The sequence below is a fragment of the Dactylosporangium sp. CA-152071 genome (genome assembly GCF_050936335.1).
Taxonomy (GTDB): Bacteria; Actinomycetota; Actinomycetes; order Mycobacteriales; family Micromonosporaceae; genus Dactylosporangium; species Dactylosporangium maewongense.
Window position 1 is genome coordinate 2,864,031 of sequence record NZ_JBNJMZ010000001.1, and the last position, 15,200, is coordinate 2,879,230.

The window sequence follows — 15,200 nt, forward strand, 5'->3', positions numbered from 1 at the left end:
CTGGAGGAGAAGGGCCTCATCGAGCGGGCCGTCGACCCCGCAGACACGCGGGCCAGGCGGCTGCGGGTCACGGACCGGGCGCCGAGCTCGCCCAGCGCACGATCGAGGTCGTCGAGGCCGCCGATGCCGCGTTCTTCGCCGGTACGGACGCAGCCGCCGTCATCTGGACGCTCAAGCCCCTGGCGGGCCGCTGACGGGCACGGCGGAGAAGAACTGGCGGCCGCCGCGCAGGTGCCGGTCGAAGCGCAGCCCGGTGGCGAGGAGGGCGGCGCGCATGTCGGCGTTGCTGAGGCGGCGGACCGAGTTGCGCAGCTCCCAGGTGGTGCCGCCGCGGCGGTAGGTGTTGTGACCGTCCAGGACCGTGCCGTCGAAGGACTCGATCTCGAACGTGACCTCGAGCGGGCCGAGCCGGCCGGTGAACCGCACCGCCGTGTCGAACCACGACGGCGGCAGCCAGCGCAGCACGACCAGGCCATCGGGGGTGACGTGCCGGCGGCACGCGGCGAGCAGCTCGTCGCGCAGCGTGACGTCGGCGGCGTTGACGCGGGTGGTCGCCGCCAGCACCACGGGGAAGCGCTCGCCGAGGTCCAGGGTCGCGAGGTCGGCCTGGACCGTCCGACCATGGCGGACCTGGGCCAGCATCGCCGGGGAGTCGTCGACGACCACCACCTCGTGACCCAGTCCGGTGAGGCCGTTCGCGAAGCGCCCGCCGGCGTGGCTGAGGTCCAGGACCGCCGCGCCCGGCGGGACCTTGGCGTGGACGAAGGCGGGCTCGCCGCCGTCGGGCAGGACCGCGTAGAGACCGACGGGTCGGCCGTCGGCGGTGAACTCGGACATCAGGCAACCATGCCATCCGCAAGACGCTTGTCGTGCGCCGCTTGCGGCGCATGGGGGGCGCGCGGGACCCGCCGCTTGCGGTGGGGCAGCTGGTGACAGCATGATTGCCGGCGACATGACCTCACTCGACCTCTGTTACGAAAGCCTCGACGGGTTGTCCGTCGGCGACGCGGTCGGCGCCCAGTTCTTCGTGCCGGGCACCACGCTGTCCCACATCACCGAGGCCGCCGAGCCGCCCGGCGCCTGGCCGTGGACCGACGACACGGAGATGGCCTGCTCGATCGTCGACGAGCTCGCGGTGCACGGGCGCATCGACCGGGACAGGCTCGCGTCGGCGTTCTCCCGCCGGTACGAGCCGTACCGCGGCTACGGCGGCGGCGCCGTCGTCGTCCTGCACCGGATCCGCGACGGCGTGCCGTGGCGGGAGGCGGCCCGGGACGCGTTCGACGGCCTCGGTTCGATGGGCAACGGCGCCGCGATGCGGGTCGCGCCGCTCGGGGCGTTCCACGCCGGGGACTCGCGCAGCGCCGCGCTCGACGCGATGCGCAGCGCCGAGGTCACCCACGCGCACAGCGAAGGCATCCTCGGCGCGGTCGCCGTCGCCGTCGCGGCCGCCGAGGCGGGCTGGGGGCGGCTCGTCGACGCGCCGCTGGAGCCCGATGAGCTGTTCGACGCGGTGCTCGCGTACCAGGTGGACAGCCAGGTCAAGAGCGGCCTGGAGCGGGCCCGCCGGCTCGTCGACGAGGGCGCGGGCGTGGCGGAGGCCGCGTACGTCCTGGGCAACGGCTCGCAGGTGCTCGCGCAGGACACGGTGCCGTTCGCGCTGTGGGCCGCCGCGACCCACCTCGCCGACTACCGCGCGGCGATCCTGGCGTGCGTGGAGGCCGGCGGCGACGTCGACACGACGGCCGCGATCACCGGCGGTGTCGTCGCCGCGGCGGTCGGCCGCGACGGCATCCCGAAGGACTGGCTCACCCACCGCGAGCAGCTGCCGGGCTGGGTCGCGGCACCCTGAGACCGCGATGCAAACTTTCCGGCACCGCCGGCGTCAATGGCGGTGAAGGAGGTGCCACGTCGTGGAGACACCCGAGGAGGCCGAGTTCTCGGCCTTCGTCGAGCAGCGCGCGCACGCGCTGCTGAAGACGGCGTACGCGCTGACCGGGGACCGGCACGCCGCCGAGGACCTCGTGCAGAACGCCCTGGCGAAGGCGTTCGCCCGGTGGCGGCGCATCGACGAGCCTGAGCCGTACCTCCGGCGGATGATCTACAACGAGTTCGCGTCGGGGTGGCGCAGCCGGCGCCGGCAGGCGGAGGTGACGGTCGCCGAGCCGCCGGACCGCGCCGGCACCCGGCACCTCGACTCCGACACCGCGCTGCGGCTGCTGCTGCGCGACGCCCTGCGGGCGCTGCCGCCCCGGCAGCGGGCGGTGCTGATCCTTCGGTACTTCGAGGACATGAGCGTCGAGGAGACCGCCGAGATCCTGTCCTGCCGGGTGGGCACGGTCGCCAGCCAGGCGTCCCGCGGCCTGGCGAAACTGCGCGAGCTCGTGCCGCAGCTCGACTGGGTGGAAGTGGGAGGTCGGCACTGATGCGCTTCGAGCGGCTGCTCCACGAGACGATCGACGAGATGGCCGGCGAGGTCCACGCCCCCGGCGCCGGCCTCGCCGCCCGCAGCATGGCCAAGGGCCGGCGCATCCGCCGGACCCGCCGCCTGGCCGTCGGCGCCGCCGCGGCCGTGGCGGTCGCCGCCGTCGCCGTGCCGTGGCTGGCCCTGCCGCACCGGGACGGCGCGGCGCCCGTGGTGCCGGCCGCGTCGGTGACGGCGTCCCGACAGGCGTCACCCGCGGCGACACTCGCGTGGGGGTCGGGACTCCCCGGTGGCTGGGTCGTGACCAAGATCGGCGACCGGGTCCTCGACCGGGCGACCGGCGAGCTCGTCGCCACGTCCGGCGTGGTGTGGCCGGCGCCGGCCGGCAAGCGGGTCCTCACCGTCGTCGCCCCCGAGAAGGTACGGATCAGCGACGTCCGCGGCGCGAACCCGGTCACCGTCGACACCGCCGGCTTCGTCGGCGACTACAGCTGGAACGCGATCGGTGACCGCCTCGTCGGCGGGATCAGCCAGAAGGAGCCGTTCCAGGTCGGGTTCGCCGTCATCGACGCCGGGACCGGTGAGGTGCGCCGGCACTGGATCGACCACGACCGGTACGACTGCAGCGAGTGCACCTTCACCTGGACGCGCGACGGCGGCGGCGTCACGCTGCCCATCGCCGACCGCTCCGGCGGTGAGGCGGAGGAACGTGTCGACCACCTCCAGTACTTCGACGCCACGTCCGGCGAGGCCAGAAGCTTCGCGCAGGTGCCGGCGATGCCGTCCGGCCCGTTCTCGTGGTCTCCGGGTGGCCGGTACGTCGTGGCCGGCCCCCCGGTGCCCGAGGCGTCGGCGGGCTGGCGACGCTTCGACACCACCACCGGGCAGAGCGTGCCCTTCCCGGGGCCCGCGGTGTGGGTGACCGCCGACGTGCTGCTGGCCGTGCGGGACGGCAAGGTGCTCGTGGTGACCCCGGACGGCACCGTCACCGCCACGCTCGACGTCCCCGGCGCCGAGCCGGGCACCGCGATCAGCATCGGACCGCCGGGCTAGCGGGGCACCCGCAGCGGCCGCTCGACGGCGTCCTGGGCCGCCAGCAACGCCATCAGGTCGCGGTACGCGGCCGGGTCCAGGTCGCCGGTCAGCAGCCGGTCGAACGCCTTCGCCTCGCGGCGGGCCAGGACGGGGCCGGCCGGGCGGGGCGGGGGAAGCGGGCCGAAGCGGGCGGCGAGCCACCTGGCCGCCCGCGGCTCGTACGCGCCCTCGAGCCGGTGGTGCCGGATCATCCACGCGTGGAGGGCGATCAGTACCGCGTACGCCACGGCGACGAACAGCACGACGAGCACACCGAGCAGGGTATCCCCCCGACGTGCGGGGCCGGTGAATTGGCCGCCGCTCGAATCCGCCGATAGTGTTGCGGACCGCAGCAAAAGAGTGGCGACAGCGCACAGGGGAGGAGCGGGACCGCGTGGTGCAGGAGTGGCAGCCGGACCTCTTCGACAGCGGCCCGGTCACCAGCTCCGACCAGCCCGAGGTCCGTTCACCGGCCGCCGACGCGTCGATGCGGGCCCGCTGGCGGGCGCTGATCCTCACCGACCCGGTCGCCCGGCTCGTCCGCAACGCCGCCCACGCCAGCGTCCACCAGGCCTACGACCTGCGCCAGCTCGCCCTCGCCGCCGTCGACATCGCGGTCGCGTCGATGGGGTTCGCCAGGCAGATCACCCTCGCCGAGCTGATCGAGTCGACCGCCGAGCTCGCCGCCGTCATGCACCCCGGCGGCGCGGCCGGCGACCACCAGGACGCCGCTCGCTGGGTCGTGAAAGGCCTGCTCAACGACGCCGACAACCAGGGCGCGTTCGTCTACTCGTTCGTCGACGCGCACGCGTTCCCGCCGCGCCGCGAGGAGTACGCGTTCAAGCTCCTGCAGCTGCAGGACGGCCCCGACGGCGCGGTCGTGCTCGCCTCCCACCAGGCGGTCATGCTGTACCTCAACGGCCTCGACCTGGACGTCGACGACGCCGAGGCCGCGTTCTCCGTCGTGCTGCAGCGCCAGCTGCGGGACCGGCGCTTCGAGGCCGCCGCCCGCACCGCCACGCAGGCCGAGCGCGTGTCGGTGGCCATGTCCGCGTCCCTCGCCGACGTGCTCGACGCGACCCGCCGCGACGTGCGCGCGTTCGACTGGATCACCGACGTGCCGCACCGCCTCGCGCGGGCCCGCGAGCACGTCGAGGCCCGCATCGCCGCCGACGCCGAGGTCCTCAACCACGTCGCGGCGGGCATCGACACCGAGACCGACAGCGCCGTGCGGCAGGCGTCCGGCGACCTCGTGGAGACCCTGCGCCGCATCCGCCGGGTGCACCTGGACCTCGCGGAGCGGGTCGCCGGCGCGCGGGGCGTGTTCCTGCAGGCCCAGCTGAGCCAGGTCTTCGCCCGCCGGGTCCACCTGCGGCTGCTCAACATCGAGCCGGAGCTGTTCCATCCCGTGCTCGACGCGCCGGCGGAGCAGGCCCGGGTCGTGGCCGAGACGTTCGGGGACCGGGTGCTCGGCCTGCGCGTGCCGCGGCTGCTGCACCTCGACGGGCTCGTCGACATGCTGCTCGCCCCGCCCCGCGCGGCCGAACCCGCCGACCAGGAGACCGAGACGCCCGGCGACGTCGAGGGCGTCGACCTGCAGGCCTACCCGCCGGCGGTCGTCGCCGAGGCCGCCCGCATCCTGCGCCGCGCCGCGGACGAGCCGGTCCCGCTGTCGGCGCTGCTGGACGGCGCCACCGAGGCCACCGAGGCCACCGAGGCCACCGACGGCGGCGACGACCTGCGGGAGCTGGTGCTACTGACGGCGCTGTGGTCCTACGCGCCCGACGTCGGGGACCCCGACGCCAAGTCCGACCTCACGGCCCTCACCGAGGCGCTGTCCGCGGAGCGCTCCGGCAACCGCCTCGACCATCCCCTCGCCTGGGGCGACGACCTGCTGGTGCGCTACGAAGGAGGCCTGGACTCGTGACGGTCCCGATCGAGGACGTGTGGTCGGCGGCCGAGCTCGTCGCGTTCGGCCTGCGCACCGGCGCCCGGCCCACCGACGGCAACACCTACGGTCAGCTGCTGGAGCGGTACCGCACCAACACCGCCTTCCGTGACGCGGTCGACACCGTCGCCGGGGGCCTCGGCCTCGTCGTGCTCGGCGCGCCCGCCCGCACCGGCCTGGTCCTGAGCACCCAGCCGGGCAGCGTGTTCGCGCTGCGCATGGCCGACCTGCGCGGCGGCAGCATGAGCGCCGACGACAAGCTCATCGCCGGACTCGTCGTGCTGGGCATCGCCGCGTATGCGTTCCCGCACGACGTCGACCTCGACACCACCGACGTGAAGATCGTGGAGGTCGCGGCGCTGGACCGGTTCGTCCGAGACGCCGCCGACCGGGTCCTCGCCCTGACCGGCGACCCCGACACCGTCGACGGGCAGGCTCGCAGGGCGGCCGAGGTGTACCGGCGGACCGCCGCGTTCAAGCCGAAGGACCGGCTGCCGGGGCCGGCGCGGGGGTGCACACAGTTCGCGGTCCTCGAGGTCCTGGGCTGGCTCGTCGAGCGGGGCGCCGCGCGGCAGGTGCCGCAGATGGGCGCCGGCTCGTTTCAGCTGACCGACCGCTTCCGGCTGCTCGTCGCGGACGTGGCCGGCGGCGAGGCCCTGGAGGCGCTCCGTTCGGTGCGCCGCACCGCGACCGCGCCGGGCCCGGCCGCTTCGGACGCGGTCGGCGCTACCGGCGGGTCCACTGTGGAGGGTGTGTGATGGCGGCGCCGGCGAGACTGTGGCAGATGCGGCGGGTGTACCTCGACCGGGTGGGCTCACCGGCGGCGCGCTTCCGCGACGTGTGGCTCGACCTGACCGGCAAGGACGGCACGCCGCTGGACACCATCCTGTGGATGCGCAACGGCGGCGGCAAGTCGACGCTGATCGCCCTCATCTGCGCCCTGATCCGGCCCGACCGGCGGGACTTCCTCGCCACCGCCACGACCGGCCGGCACCTGGAGGACTGCATCCTCGGCGCCGACACCGGCCACGTCGTCGTCGAGTGGACCGACCCGACCGGCCGGCGGCTCGTCACCGGCGCCGTCTACGAGTGGACCGACCGCGTCCAGCCCGCCGACCCCAACGCCGGGCACGACCGGCTGAAGCAGACCTGGTACGCCTTCACGCCCGAGGTCGAGATCGAGTCCCTGCCGTTCGCGACCGCCGACTTCAAGGAGTTCGTGCGGGCCGTGGAGGCGCTGCCGGCCGCCGCCGAGGCCGTCGTCACCACCAAGCAGGACCGGTGGGCGCAGGCGCTGCACGACCGCGGCCTCGACCCGGGCCTGTTCACCGCCATCCTGCGGATCAACGCCTCCGAGGGCGGCATCGAGCACCACTTCAAGTTCAGGACGTCCGACGACTTCGTGCAGTACCTGCTGAGCCTCGTCACCGAGCCCACCTCGGCGACGAAGGTCGCCACGATCCTGCGCGGCACCCGCGAACGGCTCGCCCGCCAGCCGCGCCTGCGCGCCGAGGTCGCCTTCTGCGACGAGGCCGTCGACCTCCTCGACGTCCTCGACCGGTCCCGCGCCGCCGTCACCACCGCCACCACCGAGGCCGCCGCCAACCGGCAGGCGGCGGTGCGCCTCGCCGCGTCGTTCACCGGCGCCGCCGCCCTCGCCGCTGCCGCCGCCGGCGAGCACGAGGCAGTGGCCGGCGCCGCCGCGCATGCCGCCACCGACGCGGAGACCAGGGCGGCGACCCTCGACGTGCTGCTGCGCGAGGAGCAGTGGCAGGCCGCTTCCCGCCGGCACGCCGACGCCCGCACCGCCGTCGAGGACGCCGCCGCCACCGTCCTCGCCCGGCGCCGCGTGCACCGGGCCTGGCAGCTCGTCCCGCTCCTCGTCGACCGCGACCAGCTCACCTCCCGCCTCACCGCCGCCCGGGGCCGGCAGCGGGAGGCGGAGGCGGGCGCCGCCCCGCTGCGGCAGGCCAGGTCGGAGGCCGCCGCCGGATACCTGTCGGCCCTGCGTGACGCGTGCGCGGAGCTCGACGACACCGTCGCGACGCTCACCACGCAGGCCGCCGACGCCGCCGAGCAGCAGGCGAAGTCCCGCGCCCTCGCCGACGGCCTCCGCGCCGACCTGGGCGGACTCACCGGCCGGCAGCGCGCGATCGAGCAGTACCTCGCCACCTTCGACCACGACGTGCGCGCCGCCGCCACCGCCGGCCACCTCACCACGACCACCGACCCGACCGCCGACGCCCCGATCACCGCCGACCCCGCCACAGACCCGGCCGCCGCCGGCCACCTCGGCGTTGCCGGTCACGTCGGTGCCGCCGCGGAGGACGCGGAAGCGGTGGGGACCGTCGAGCGGCTGGGGGCGGCGCTGGCCGCGGCCCGTGCCACCGACGAGGAGGCGGCGCGGCGGCTGGCGGAGGAGCTGCCGGCCGAAGCGGAGCGGCTCGACGCGGACCGGGCCACACACGAGCGGGAACGCGCCTCGGTGCACGCCGCCGTCACCGAGCTGACCCGGCAGCTGGCCACGCTCGACAGCGTCCGCACGCCGCTGCTCGCCGAGATCGACGCCCTGGCCACGGACCCGCGGCTCACCGCGCTCACCGAACGCGACACCGTCGACCCCGTCGGCGAGCAGCGGCTCCTCGTCGACCAGCTGTCGGAGGCGATCGTCGGCGCCGACCGGCAGCGCATCCAGCTCGCCGTCGCCGACGCCGAGGACGACCGGGCCGTGCAGGCGCTCGCCTCGCCGCGCGGGCTGCTGCCCGCCGCCCTCGACCTGGCCCGCGCCGCCGACGTCATGGCCGCCGAGCGCATCCCCGCCAGCACCGGCTGGCACCACCTCGCCGACCGGGTCCCGCAGGACCGCTGGGCCGCGCTCGTCGACCGGGTCCCGCACCTCGTCGGCGGCCTCCTCCTGCACGACGAGGCCGACCTCGGCCGCGCCCGCGCGGCCCTGCACGCCGCCCGGCTCTTCCCCACCAGCGCCGTCCAGGTCTCCACCACCGCGCACCTCGACGCCGCCATAGGGGAGTCAGGGGAGCCGGGGCCGGGGTTCGTCCTGGAGCCGGCGCCCGCCATGTACGACCGGACCGCGGCGGCACGGGAGGCGGACCGCCGGGCCGAGAGCCGCCGGGACCGGGGCGAGCGGGTCCAGGAGCTGCTCGACGCCCGCGACCACGACCTGCGGCTCAAGGACCAGCTGCGCCAGCTCGCCGACCGGTGCCCGCCGGGGCATCGCGAGCACCTCGACGCCGAGCACCAGCGGATCGGCGAGCTGCTGCGCGGCGCCCGGAGCCGGGCGGTCGAGCTGGACGGCGCCCGCGGGGAGCTGGACGCCCGCGCCGGCCGGCTGCGCCAGGCCCAGCAGCTGCTCGCCGAGCGGCGCCGGATCCTGGCCACCCGCCTCGGCGTGCTGCAGGACCTGGCCCGCCGGGCGCCCGAGGCCGACCGGCAGCGCGCCGAGCTGCGCGGGCTGCCCGCCGCCCGGACCGACCTGGAGGGGCAGCTGGAGCAGGCGGAGGAGCAGGAGCGCGGGCACGCCACCGTCGCCGCCCGCTGCACCTCGGACGCCGAACAGCACCGGAGCACCGCCAGGGGCCACCGCGCCAGGATGGACGAGCTCCGCCGGGTCGCCGAACCGGCGCCCGGAGCCGGGCCGGCCCGCGAAGGCGCCGGCGCGGCGGCAGGCATCGGAAAGCCGGTGAGCCTCGCGGCGGCGATGAGCGCATACCAGGCGGCCGACGAGGCGTACACGCGCCGCTCGTCCGGCGACGCCCTCGAGGCCACGATCAGCGAGATCGGCCGGCGGCTCGACGCGCTCGACCGGCAGGCGCGGCAGTTCAGCGCCGAGGAGCACGAGACCGCCGCCCGGCTCGCCGCCACGCCCGAGGCCGCCGACCCGGCGCTCGTCGCCCGCGACACCGAGCTCGCGGAGCAGGAGCACTTCGCGGCGCGGGCGGCCGCGACCCGGGCCGAGGCCGAGCGCGACGCCGCCCGCCGGGACCTCGCCGACCGCGGCGCGAGCCGCCCGGCGCCGGAGGAGCTGTCGCCGGCCGTACCGACGCCGCAGAACCTGCAGGAGCACCTCGACGCCGCCGGTGAGACCGTGCGGGTGGCCCGCGAACGGCAGGCGGCGGCCGTGCGGGCGGCCGAGGCGCAGCACCGCCGCGCCGCCGACTTCCAGGGGTTCGCCGGGGACCTGGAGGCCGACCTCGGCGAGCACGACCCCGTTGCCGCGCCACCGTTCGACGGCGACGTCGACGCGGCGCGGGAGGCGGGACGCGGCGCGCGGCGGGCGCTGCAGGCGGCCGAGAAGGCGGTCACCGCCGCCCGCAACCAGCTCGCCGCCGAGGTGCACCGCGTCGACCGCTGGGCCGGCGAGGAGCGCTTCGCCGCCGTCACCGCCGAGGTGCGGGACCGGTTCCGCGGCGAGCGCACCGCCGACCTGCCGCCGGAGCTGGCGGGGGAGCTGCGCACCTACCGGCACGCGCTCGCCGGCGAGCTCGAGGCCGTCGACAAGGACAAACACCTCGTGGTGACCGCGCTGTGCGCCGAGGTCCGCGAGGGGCTCAAGACGCTGCAGCGGGCCCAGCACCACGCGCAGCTGCCGCCCGGCCTCGCCGACCACCTACGCAACCGCCGCTTCCTCGACGTCGGTCCGCGCTCCACTGTGGACACCACCGACGCGACGCTGCGCAGCCGGGTCGAGCGCCTCGTGGAGCGGCTCGTCGCCCGCCAGGAGAACATCCCCGACGGGCTGACCCTGGTGTGGGAGGCGACCACCGCCGTCGTCGGCCGCGGCAACTTCACCGCCCGCGTGCTGAAGCCGTCGACCGAGCTCGGCGAGGACCGCCAGCCGGTCGAGCTGATGAGCAAGTGGTCCGGCGGGGAGAAGGTCACGATCAGCCTGCTGCTGTTCTGCATGCTCGCCCGCCTGCGCGCCGCCAACCGCGGCGGCGACGTGCCCGGCCTGGGCGTACTGCCGATGGACAACCCGCTCGGCACGGCGAACTACGTCGCGTTCCTGGACCTGCAGCGCCGGGTCGCCGCGGCGAACGGCATCCAGCTCGTCTTCCTGTCCGGCCTCGGCGACATGCGCGCCGTCGGCCGCTTCCCCAACGTGGTCCGGATGCGCAACACCCACCACCGCGGCCGCAACTACGCCCAGGTGCAGGAACGCGAGCTGAACGACGACCAGGTGATCGAGGGGATCACCACCGCCCGGCTCACGTTCCCGCACCAGGAGACGCTGCTCTAAGCCGTGTTTGGTACGTCGTCGAGCTGGTTGGCGGCGTGTCGGTGATCGATAGAAAGCGAGGTCTCCGGTAAACGGGGCCGGCGGCGCGGTGACGCTGCCCGGCGCGCTCGCGGCCTACCGGGGGCTACGCGACACGGTAGGTTGAGGCGCATGACCGCCGCCGCCGCGCACGCCGTCATTCAGTACGCGGAAAGCGACGGGCGCCTGGCCGCCCGGATCGCGCTGCACCAGAACCACGGCACCAACCCGCAGAGCTGGTTCGACTGGCTGGCCGAGCGCCTCGGCCTCGCCGGCGACGTGCTGGAGGCCGGGGCCGGCACCGGCGCGCTGTGGTCGTACGCCCGCACCGAGGCGGTGCGCACCCTGACCCTGGCCGACTTCTCCGCCGCGATGTGCGCGCGGCTGACGGCGGTCCCGTCCGCCCGCGTCCTGCGCGGCGACGTGACCCGGCTGCCGTTCGCCGATGGGACCTTCGACACGGTGCTGGCCAACCACATGCTGTACCACCTCGACGAGCCGCCCGCCGGCGTCCGCGAGCTGGTCCGAGTCCTACGCCCGGGCGGTCGCCTGATCACGACGACGAACGGCCGCGCCCACCTGGCCGAGCTCGACGCCATCGGCCCCGCGATCGGCCGGCCCGACCTGCAGCTGGCGGGCCGGCTCGGCGACTTCAGCGCGGAGTCAGCTCCGGCCCTGATCGAGCGCTGGTGTACCGGGGTGCGCGTCGAGCGGTACCACTGTGACCTGCGCATTACCAGGGTCGAGCCGGTCCTGGCCTATCTGGAGAGCCTCGCCGACACCCCGCTGACCCCGTCCGAACGCGCCGCCGCGGCCGCTTACGTGCAGGCCCGCATCGACACGGAGGGTGCATTCCACGTGGGCAAGCACTCGGTCCTCATCACCGGCACGAAGTCCTAAGCCCTTCACGTCGGTGCCGGCGTGCCTGGTGAGCGCCGGCTGGTTGGGCGCCTCGGCGGCCCGGTTGAGCCACCAGGCGCCGGCCAGCAGCACGAACTGCACGTGCGTCAGCTCGAGCGGCCCGAGCGCCGCCGCGATGCCCCGCTGCCAGCGCAGCGTGACGTGCCACAGCAGGAACCCCGGCTCTCGTCCGGCCGCAACGCCATCCTCTACACCCCACCCGCGCCTGCGCGATGAGGGCCGCGACGACGTCCGGGAAGTCGCCGGTGATCTCGGTCCGGTACACGACCCGGGTCCCGCCGGCGGTCCGCTCGATGCGGTGCTCGGCGTCCATCTCGTCGGTGAACCGCCCCCCTTGGTCTCCGCGTAGGTTGTCTTCGCGGAGACTCAAGGGCAAGCGGTCAGAGTCCCAGGAGCGCGGCGGCGATGATGCGCTGGGAGCGGACCGGCTGGTCGCTGCCGCCCATGTGCAGGGTGTTGACGGAGAAGACCAGGCGCGAGGACAGGTCCCGGGTCGCGGCCATCCCATTGTTGTAGCCGGGGCGGTCGCCGCTCTTGCCCCACAGCGTCAGCGGGCCGACGGGCAGCTTCGTCAGGCCGGCGCTGTACACCGCGTCCTTGTCGTCGGACGGGTCGTCGTTGCCGTCGTACAGCTTGATCCCCGCGGGCACGGTGAACATCTCCGACAGCTGCGGCTCCGGCACCAGCCGGCCGCTGAACAGGGCCACCATGAACCTGTCCAGGTCCGGCGCGGTCGAGACGATCGACGCGGCGGACCACTGCAGCGACGTGTCGGCGCGGGTCACGTCGACCCAGCCGGCGTCGGTCGCCTCGTAGCCGTGGGCGTGCGGGCCGCGGACCTCGACGTCCCGGCCGGGCGCGGTGGTGCCGCGCAGGCCGAGCGGCTCGACGATCCGGCGCTGGATCTGCGACTCCCAGGTGCGGCCGGTGACCTTCTCGATGAGCAGCCCGGCCACGATGTAGTCGACGTTGCCGTACCGCTGCTTCGTGCCGGGCGTGAACGCCAGGGGCTTCGCCGTGTCGATCTGGCTGCCCTTGGCCCACCGGTCGTAGCGGTGCTCCAGGAACCACGCCGACTGCTTGTTGGGGACCTCGACGTGGTTGATGCCGCTGGTGTACGTGAGGACCTGCCGCACCGTCACGGGTGCCGTGCCGGCGGGCAGGAGGTCCGGCAGGTAGCGCTGCACGGTCTCGTCCAGGTCGAGCCGCCCCTCGGCGACCAGCTGCAGCGTGACGACCGCCGTGAACGTCTTCGTCATGCTGCCGATCCGGAACCTGCCGTCCACCGGCACCGTCCGTCCGGTGCGGACGTCGGCGATCCCGGCGGTGCCCTGCCGGCAGCCGCCGGCGTCGTGCAGCAGCAGGAGCGCCCCGGACGCCTCCGCGTCCGGCAGCCCCGCGATGGCCTCCCCCAGCGGGGTCCCGGCGGACACGGGCGTGCACCGCTCCCCGTGCGTGCCGTGTGCCTGGGCGGGCACGGCCGTCCCGACGACGAGCGCCGCCGCGACGAGTGCGGCACCGAGTGCGCGCATTCGCGGTCACCTCCAACGAAAGGTGGAAATCTGTCCCTCCCAGCCTTTCGCCGCAGCTGCCGCATGGGCATCCGGGGTTTACCTCCGCGGGTCCCCGAGAACCGCCCCCGAGAAGCCGTCAGGGTCCTCCACCCACGGCAGGTGGCTCGCCCCCTCCAGCACCACCCTGCGCACGTCGGGCAGCGCCGCCACCAGGGAGTCGACCGCCGACCGCGGCCGCAGGTCCGCGCTGCCGTCGACGACCAGCACCGGCACGCGCAGCTCCCGGCACCGCGCGGCCAGGTCCGTCTCCCGCAGCCGCCGCGCGACCTCGGCGTTGATGGTGGCGCTGCACTCCCGGTTGATGTCGAACCACGGCGTCGCCATCGCCTCGGCGTGCTCGGCGGCCCGCTCCCGATCGGGGAACTCCGCGGTCCACAGCCGCACCACCGACGCCCGGTCCCAGCCGCCCAGCACGCCGCCGAGGTTGCGCCGGAACGCCGGCTTCCACGTGTCCTCGTCGTCGATGCCCGTGCCGGCGACGTACACCAGCCGCTTCACGCGATCCGGATGCCGCAGCGCGTATTCGAGGGCGAGGTGCGCACCCCACGAATGCCCGAGCAGCGTGCCCCCGCCGCCCGCGTGCTCCTCGATGACGTCATCGAGATCCTGGAGGCTCTGGTCCAGGGTGTACGGCCCGCGCCGCTCCGACCGCCCGCAGCCCCGCTGGTCCCAGCGGACGGTCCGGTGGTGCCCGGCGAACATCGTGGCAAGGTCGCCGGCCATGTCCCACAGCCCCGGCCCGCCGTGACAGAACACCAACGGCGGCCCGTCCCCGCCGACCTCCGTCCACAGTCGACACCCGTCCCGGGTCAGCACAGCGCCGCCTCGACGATCCGCTCCGGCGGCAGGGTCGCGTCGACCGGGTGCAGGATCCCCAGCGCCCGGTAGTGCTCCAGCGCCGGCGCGACCATGGACCGGTAGTTCCGCACTCTCATCACGGCGAGTCCGGGAGCGTTGGCACCGGGCCGGAACAGCTCTCCGGCGCAGCGGTCGCAACGGTCCGGCGGGGCATCGTCGACCTGCCACACCCGGCCACAGCCGCGGCAGATCCGCTGGCCGTCGAGCCTGCGGACGACCTCCGCGTCCGGCAGCACCAGATCGACGACGCGGTCGAGGGCGACGCCCCGCTCGGCGAGCCCGGCGGCATGGGCGGGGTCCCTCGGGAAGTTGGCCAGGACGAAGCCGTCGCGGTGCAGGTGCGGCAGCAGGATCGACAGATGCAGCTCGGTCGGCACGATCTCACCGGCGCGCATGAACCGGTCCGCCTCGGCCGCGAGGGCGGTGCCGGCGCGGAACTCCGCCTGCAAGGCATCTCGGATGCTGACGGCAGCGACGCCGAGGCGCGCGGCGATCATGTCGGCGATGGCCCACGGGTCCGTGCCGGGAGCCCCGATGACGGCGAGGCGTCTCATCGGGGCAGGGCGTGGAGCGCGGCGGTGGCGGCGGGCCACGGGAACGGGGGCACCGGGGTGGTCGGGTCGCTGTCCAGGGGCGGGACGGCGGCGGGGTCGAACAGGACCGTGACGCCCCAGTCGCGCAGGGTGCGCACGCTCGCCAGGAACGCGGGGTGGCGGGACAGGCCCGCGTTGGGGGTGGGGACGGCGATGACCGGGCGGCCCAGGCCGATGCCCTCGTTGAGCAGGCCGAGGGCGAGGGTGTCGCTGATCCCGGCGGCGAGCTTGTTGACCGTGTTGAAGGTGGCCGGGGCGACCACGAACGCGTCGGCGGGCGGCAGGACGTCAGGCTCGTCAGGGTTCTTGTACTGCGAGCGCACCGGGTATCCGGTCTGCTCCCGGAGGGCGGCGGCGTCGATGAACTTGAGGCCGTCGGGGGTCGCGACCACGCAGACCGTCCACCCGTCGCGCTGGGCGGAGGCGACGAAGTCGGGCAGGTCGGCGGCGGGGCGCCCGCCGCAGGCCACGACGTACAGCACCGGCATCCGCCAACCCTAACCTCCGTTCGTCTCAGTTGCGGGCTGCGTAC

General features: G+C 75.0%; 13 protein-coding genes. 7 read left to right on the forward strand and 6 right to left on the reverse strand.

The features are described from left to right. Nucleotides 1–171: 171 nt before the first annotated feature. Entirely contained in the window at nucleotides 172–837 is a 666-nt protein-coding gene (locus ACQEVZ_RS12645) for a class I SAM-dependent methyltransferase (RefSeq protein ID WP_433365648.1), read from the reverse strand. Nucleotides 838–952: 115 nt separating this feature from the next. Here ACQEVZ_RS12645 and ACQEVZ_RS12650 point away from each other — a divergent pair, with 115 nt between their 5' ends. The 3 genes from ACQEVZ_RS12650 (at nucleotide 953) to ACQEVZ_RS12660 (ending at nucleotide 3,478) form a co-directional block, all read left to right on the forward strand. Then, the gene (locus tag ACQEVZ_RS12650; protein WP_433365651.1) at nucleotides 953–1,852 is read left to right on the forward strand and encodes an ADP-ribosylglycohydrolase family protein; all 900 of its coding nucleotides are present in this window, start codon (nucleotides 953–955) and stop codon (nucleotides 1,850–1,852) included. 61 nt (nucleotides 1,853–1,913) lie between these two features. Next, on the forward strand, nucleotides 1,914–2,426 hold the full coding sequence (locus ACQEVZ_RS12655; protein WP_344504137.1) for a SigE family RNA polymerase sigma factor: 513 nt from the start codon (nucleotides 1,914–1,916) through the stop codon (nucleotides 2,424–2,426). Further along, nucleotides 2,426–3,478 carry a hypothetical protein gene (locus tag ACQEVZ_RS12660; RefSeq protein WP_433365655.1) on the forward strand — a complete coding sequence of 351 codons (1,053 nt, stop codon included), beginning with the start codon at nucleotides 2,426–2,428 and terminating at the stop codon, nucleotides 3,476–3,478. The genes ACQEVZ_RS12655 and ACQEVZ_RS12660 overlap by 1 nt, the downstream gene beginning before the upstream one ends. Here ACQEVZ_RS12660 and ACQEVZ_RS12665 read toward each other — a convergent pair. Continuing rightward, nucleotides 3,475–3,771 (reverse strand): hypothetical protein, encoded by a 297-nt coding sequence (locus tag ACQEVZ_RS12665; protein ID WP_344504134.1) that lies wholly within the window; start codon nucleotides 3,769–3,771, stop codon nucleotides 3,475–3,477. The genes ACQEVZ_RS12660 and ACQEVZ_RS12665 overlap by 4 nt on opposite strands. Before the next feature lie 122 nt (nucleotides 3,772–3,893). On the opposite strand from ACQEVZ_RS12665, the gene ACQEVZ_RS12670 reads away from it, so the two are divergent. The 4 genes from ACQEVZ_RS12670 (at nucleotide 3,894) to ACQEVZ_RS12685 (ending at nucleotide 11,622) form a co-directional block, all read left to right on the forward strand. Further along, complete coding sequence (locus ACQEVZ_RS12670) at nucleotides 3,894–5,426, forward strand: hypothetical protein (protein ID WP_433365658.1); 1,533 nt, start codon at nucleotides 3,894–3,896, stop codon at nucleotides 5,424–5,426. Continuing rightward, nucleotides 5,423–6,205: a hypothetical protein gene (locus ACQEVZ_RS12675; protein WP_433365661.1), complete on the forward strand. Its 783-nt coding sequence runs from the start codon at nucleotides 5,423–5,425 to the stop codon at nucleotides 6,203–6,205. Before ACQEVZ_RS12670 ends, ACQEVZ_RS12675 begins: the two co-directional genes overlap by 4 nt. A gap of 26 nt (nucleotides 6,206–6,231) precedes the next feature. Beyond that, the gene (locus ACQEVZ_RS12680) at nucleotides 6,232–10,704 is read left to right on the forward strand and encodes a hypothetical protein (RefSeq protein ID WP_433365664.1); all 4,473 of its coding nucleotides are present in this window, start codon (nucleotides 6,232–6,234) and stop codon (nucleotides 10,702–10,704) included. A 150-nt stretch (nucleotides 10,705–10,854) separates the two neighbouring features. After that, a complete protein-coding gene (locus ACQEVZ_RS12685; protein WP_433365667.1) occupies nucleotides 10,855–11,622 on the forward strand; it encodes a class I SAM-dependent methyltransferase in 768 nt (255 codons plus the stop codon). Between the two features lie 401 nt (nucleotides 11,623–12,023). On the opposite strand, the gene ACQEVZ_RS12690 is transcribed toward ACQEVZ_RS12685, so the two are convergent. The 4 genes from ACQEVZ_RS12690 to ACQEVZ_RS12705 form a co-directional block, all read right to left on the reverse strand. Continuing rightward, nucleotides 12,024–13,175: a serine hydrolase domain-containing protein gene (locus ACQEVZ_RS12690; protein WP_433365670.1), complete on the reverse strand. Its 1,152-nt coding sequence runs from the start codon at nucleotides 13,173–13,175 to the stop codon at nucleotides 12,024–12,026. Nucleotides 13,176–13,253: 78 nt separating this feature from the next. Beyond that, complete coding sequence (locus ACQEVZ_RS12695; RefSeq protein WP_433365673.1) at nucleotides 13,254–14,033, reverse strand: alpha/beta fold hydrolase; 780 nt, start codon at nucleotides 14,031–14,033, stop codon at nucleotides 13,254–13,256. Next, complete coding sequence (locus ACQEVZ_RS12700; protein WP_433365676.1) at nucleotides 14,027–14,629, reverse strand: adenylate kinase family protein; 603 nt, start codon at nucleotides 14,627–14,629, stop codon at nucleotides 14,027–14,029. The genes ACQEVZ_RS12695 and ACQEVZ_RS12700 overlap by 7 nt, the downstream gene beginning before the upstream one ends. Further along, the gene (locus ACQEVZ_RS12705) at nucleotides 14,626–15,156 is read right to left on the reverse strand and encodes a flavoprotein (RefSeq protein ID WP_344504126.1); all 531 of its coding nucleotides are present in this window, start codon (nucleotides 15,154–15,156) and stop codon (nucleotides 14,626–14,628) included. The genes ACQEVZ_RS12700 and ACQEVZ_RS12705 overlap by 4 nt, the downstream gene beginning before the upstream one ends. Nucleotides 15,157–15,200: the final 44 nt, after the last annotated feature.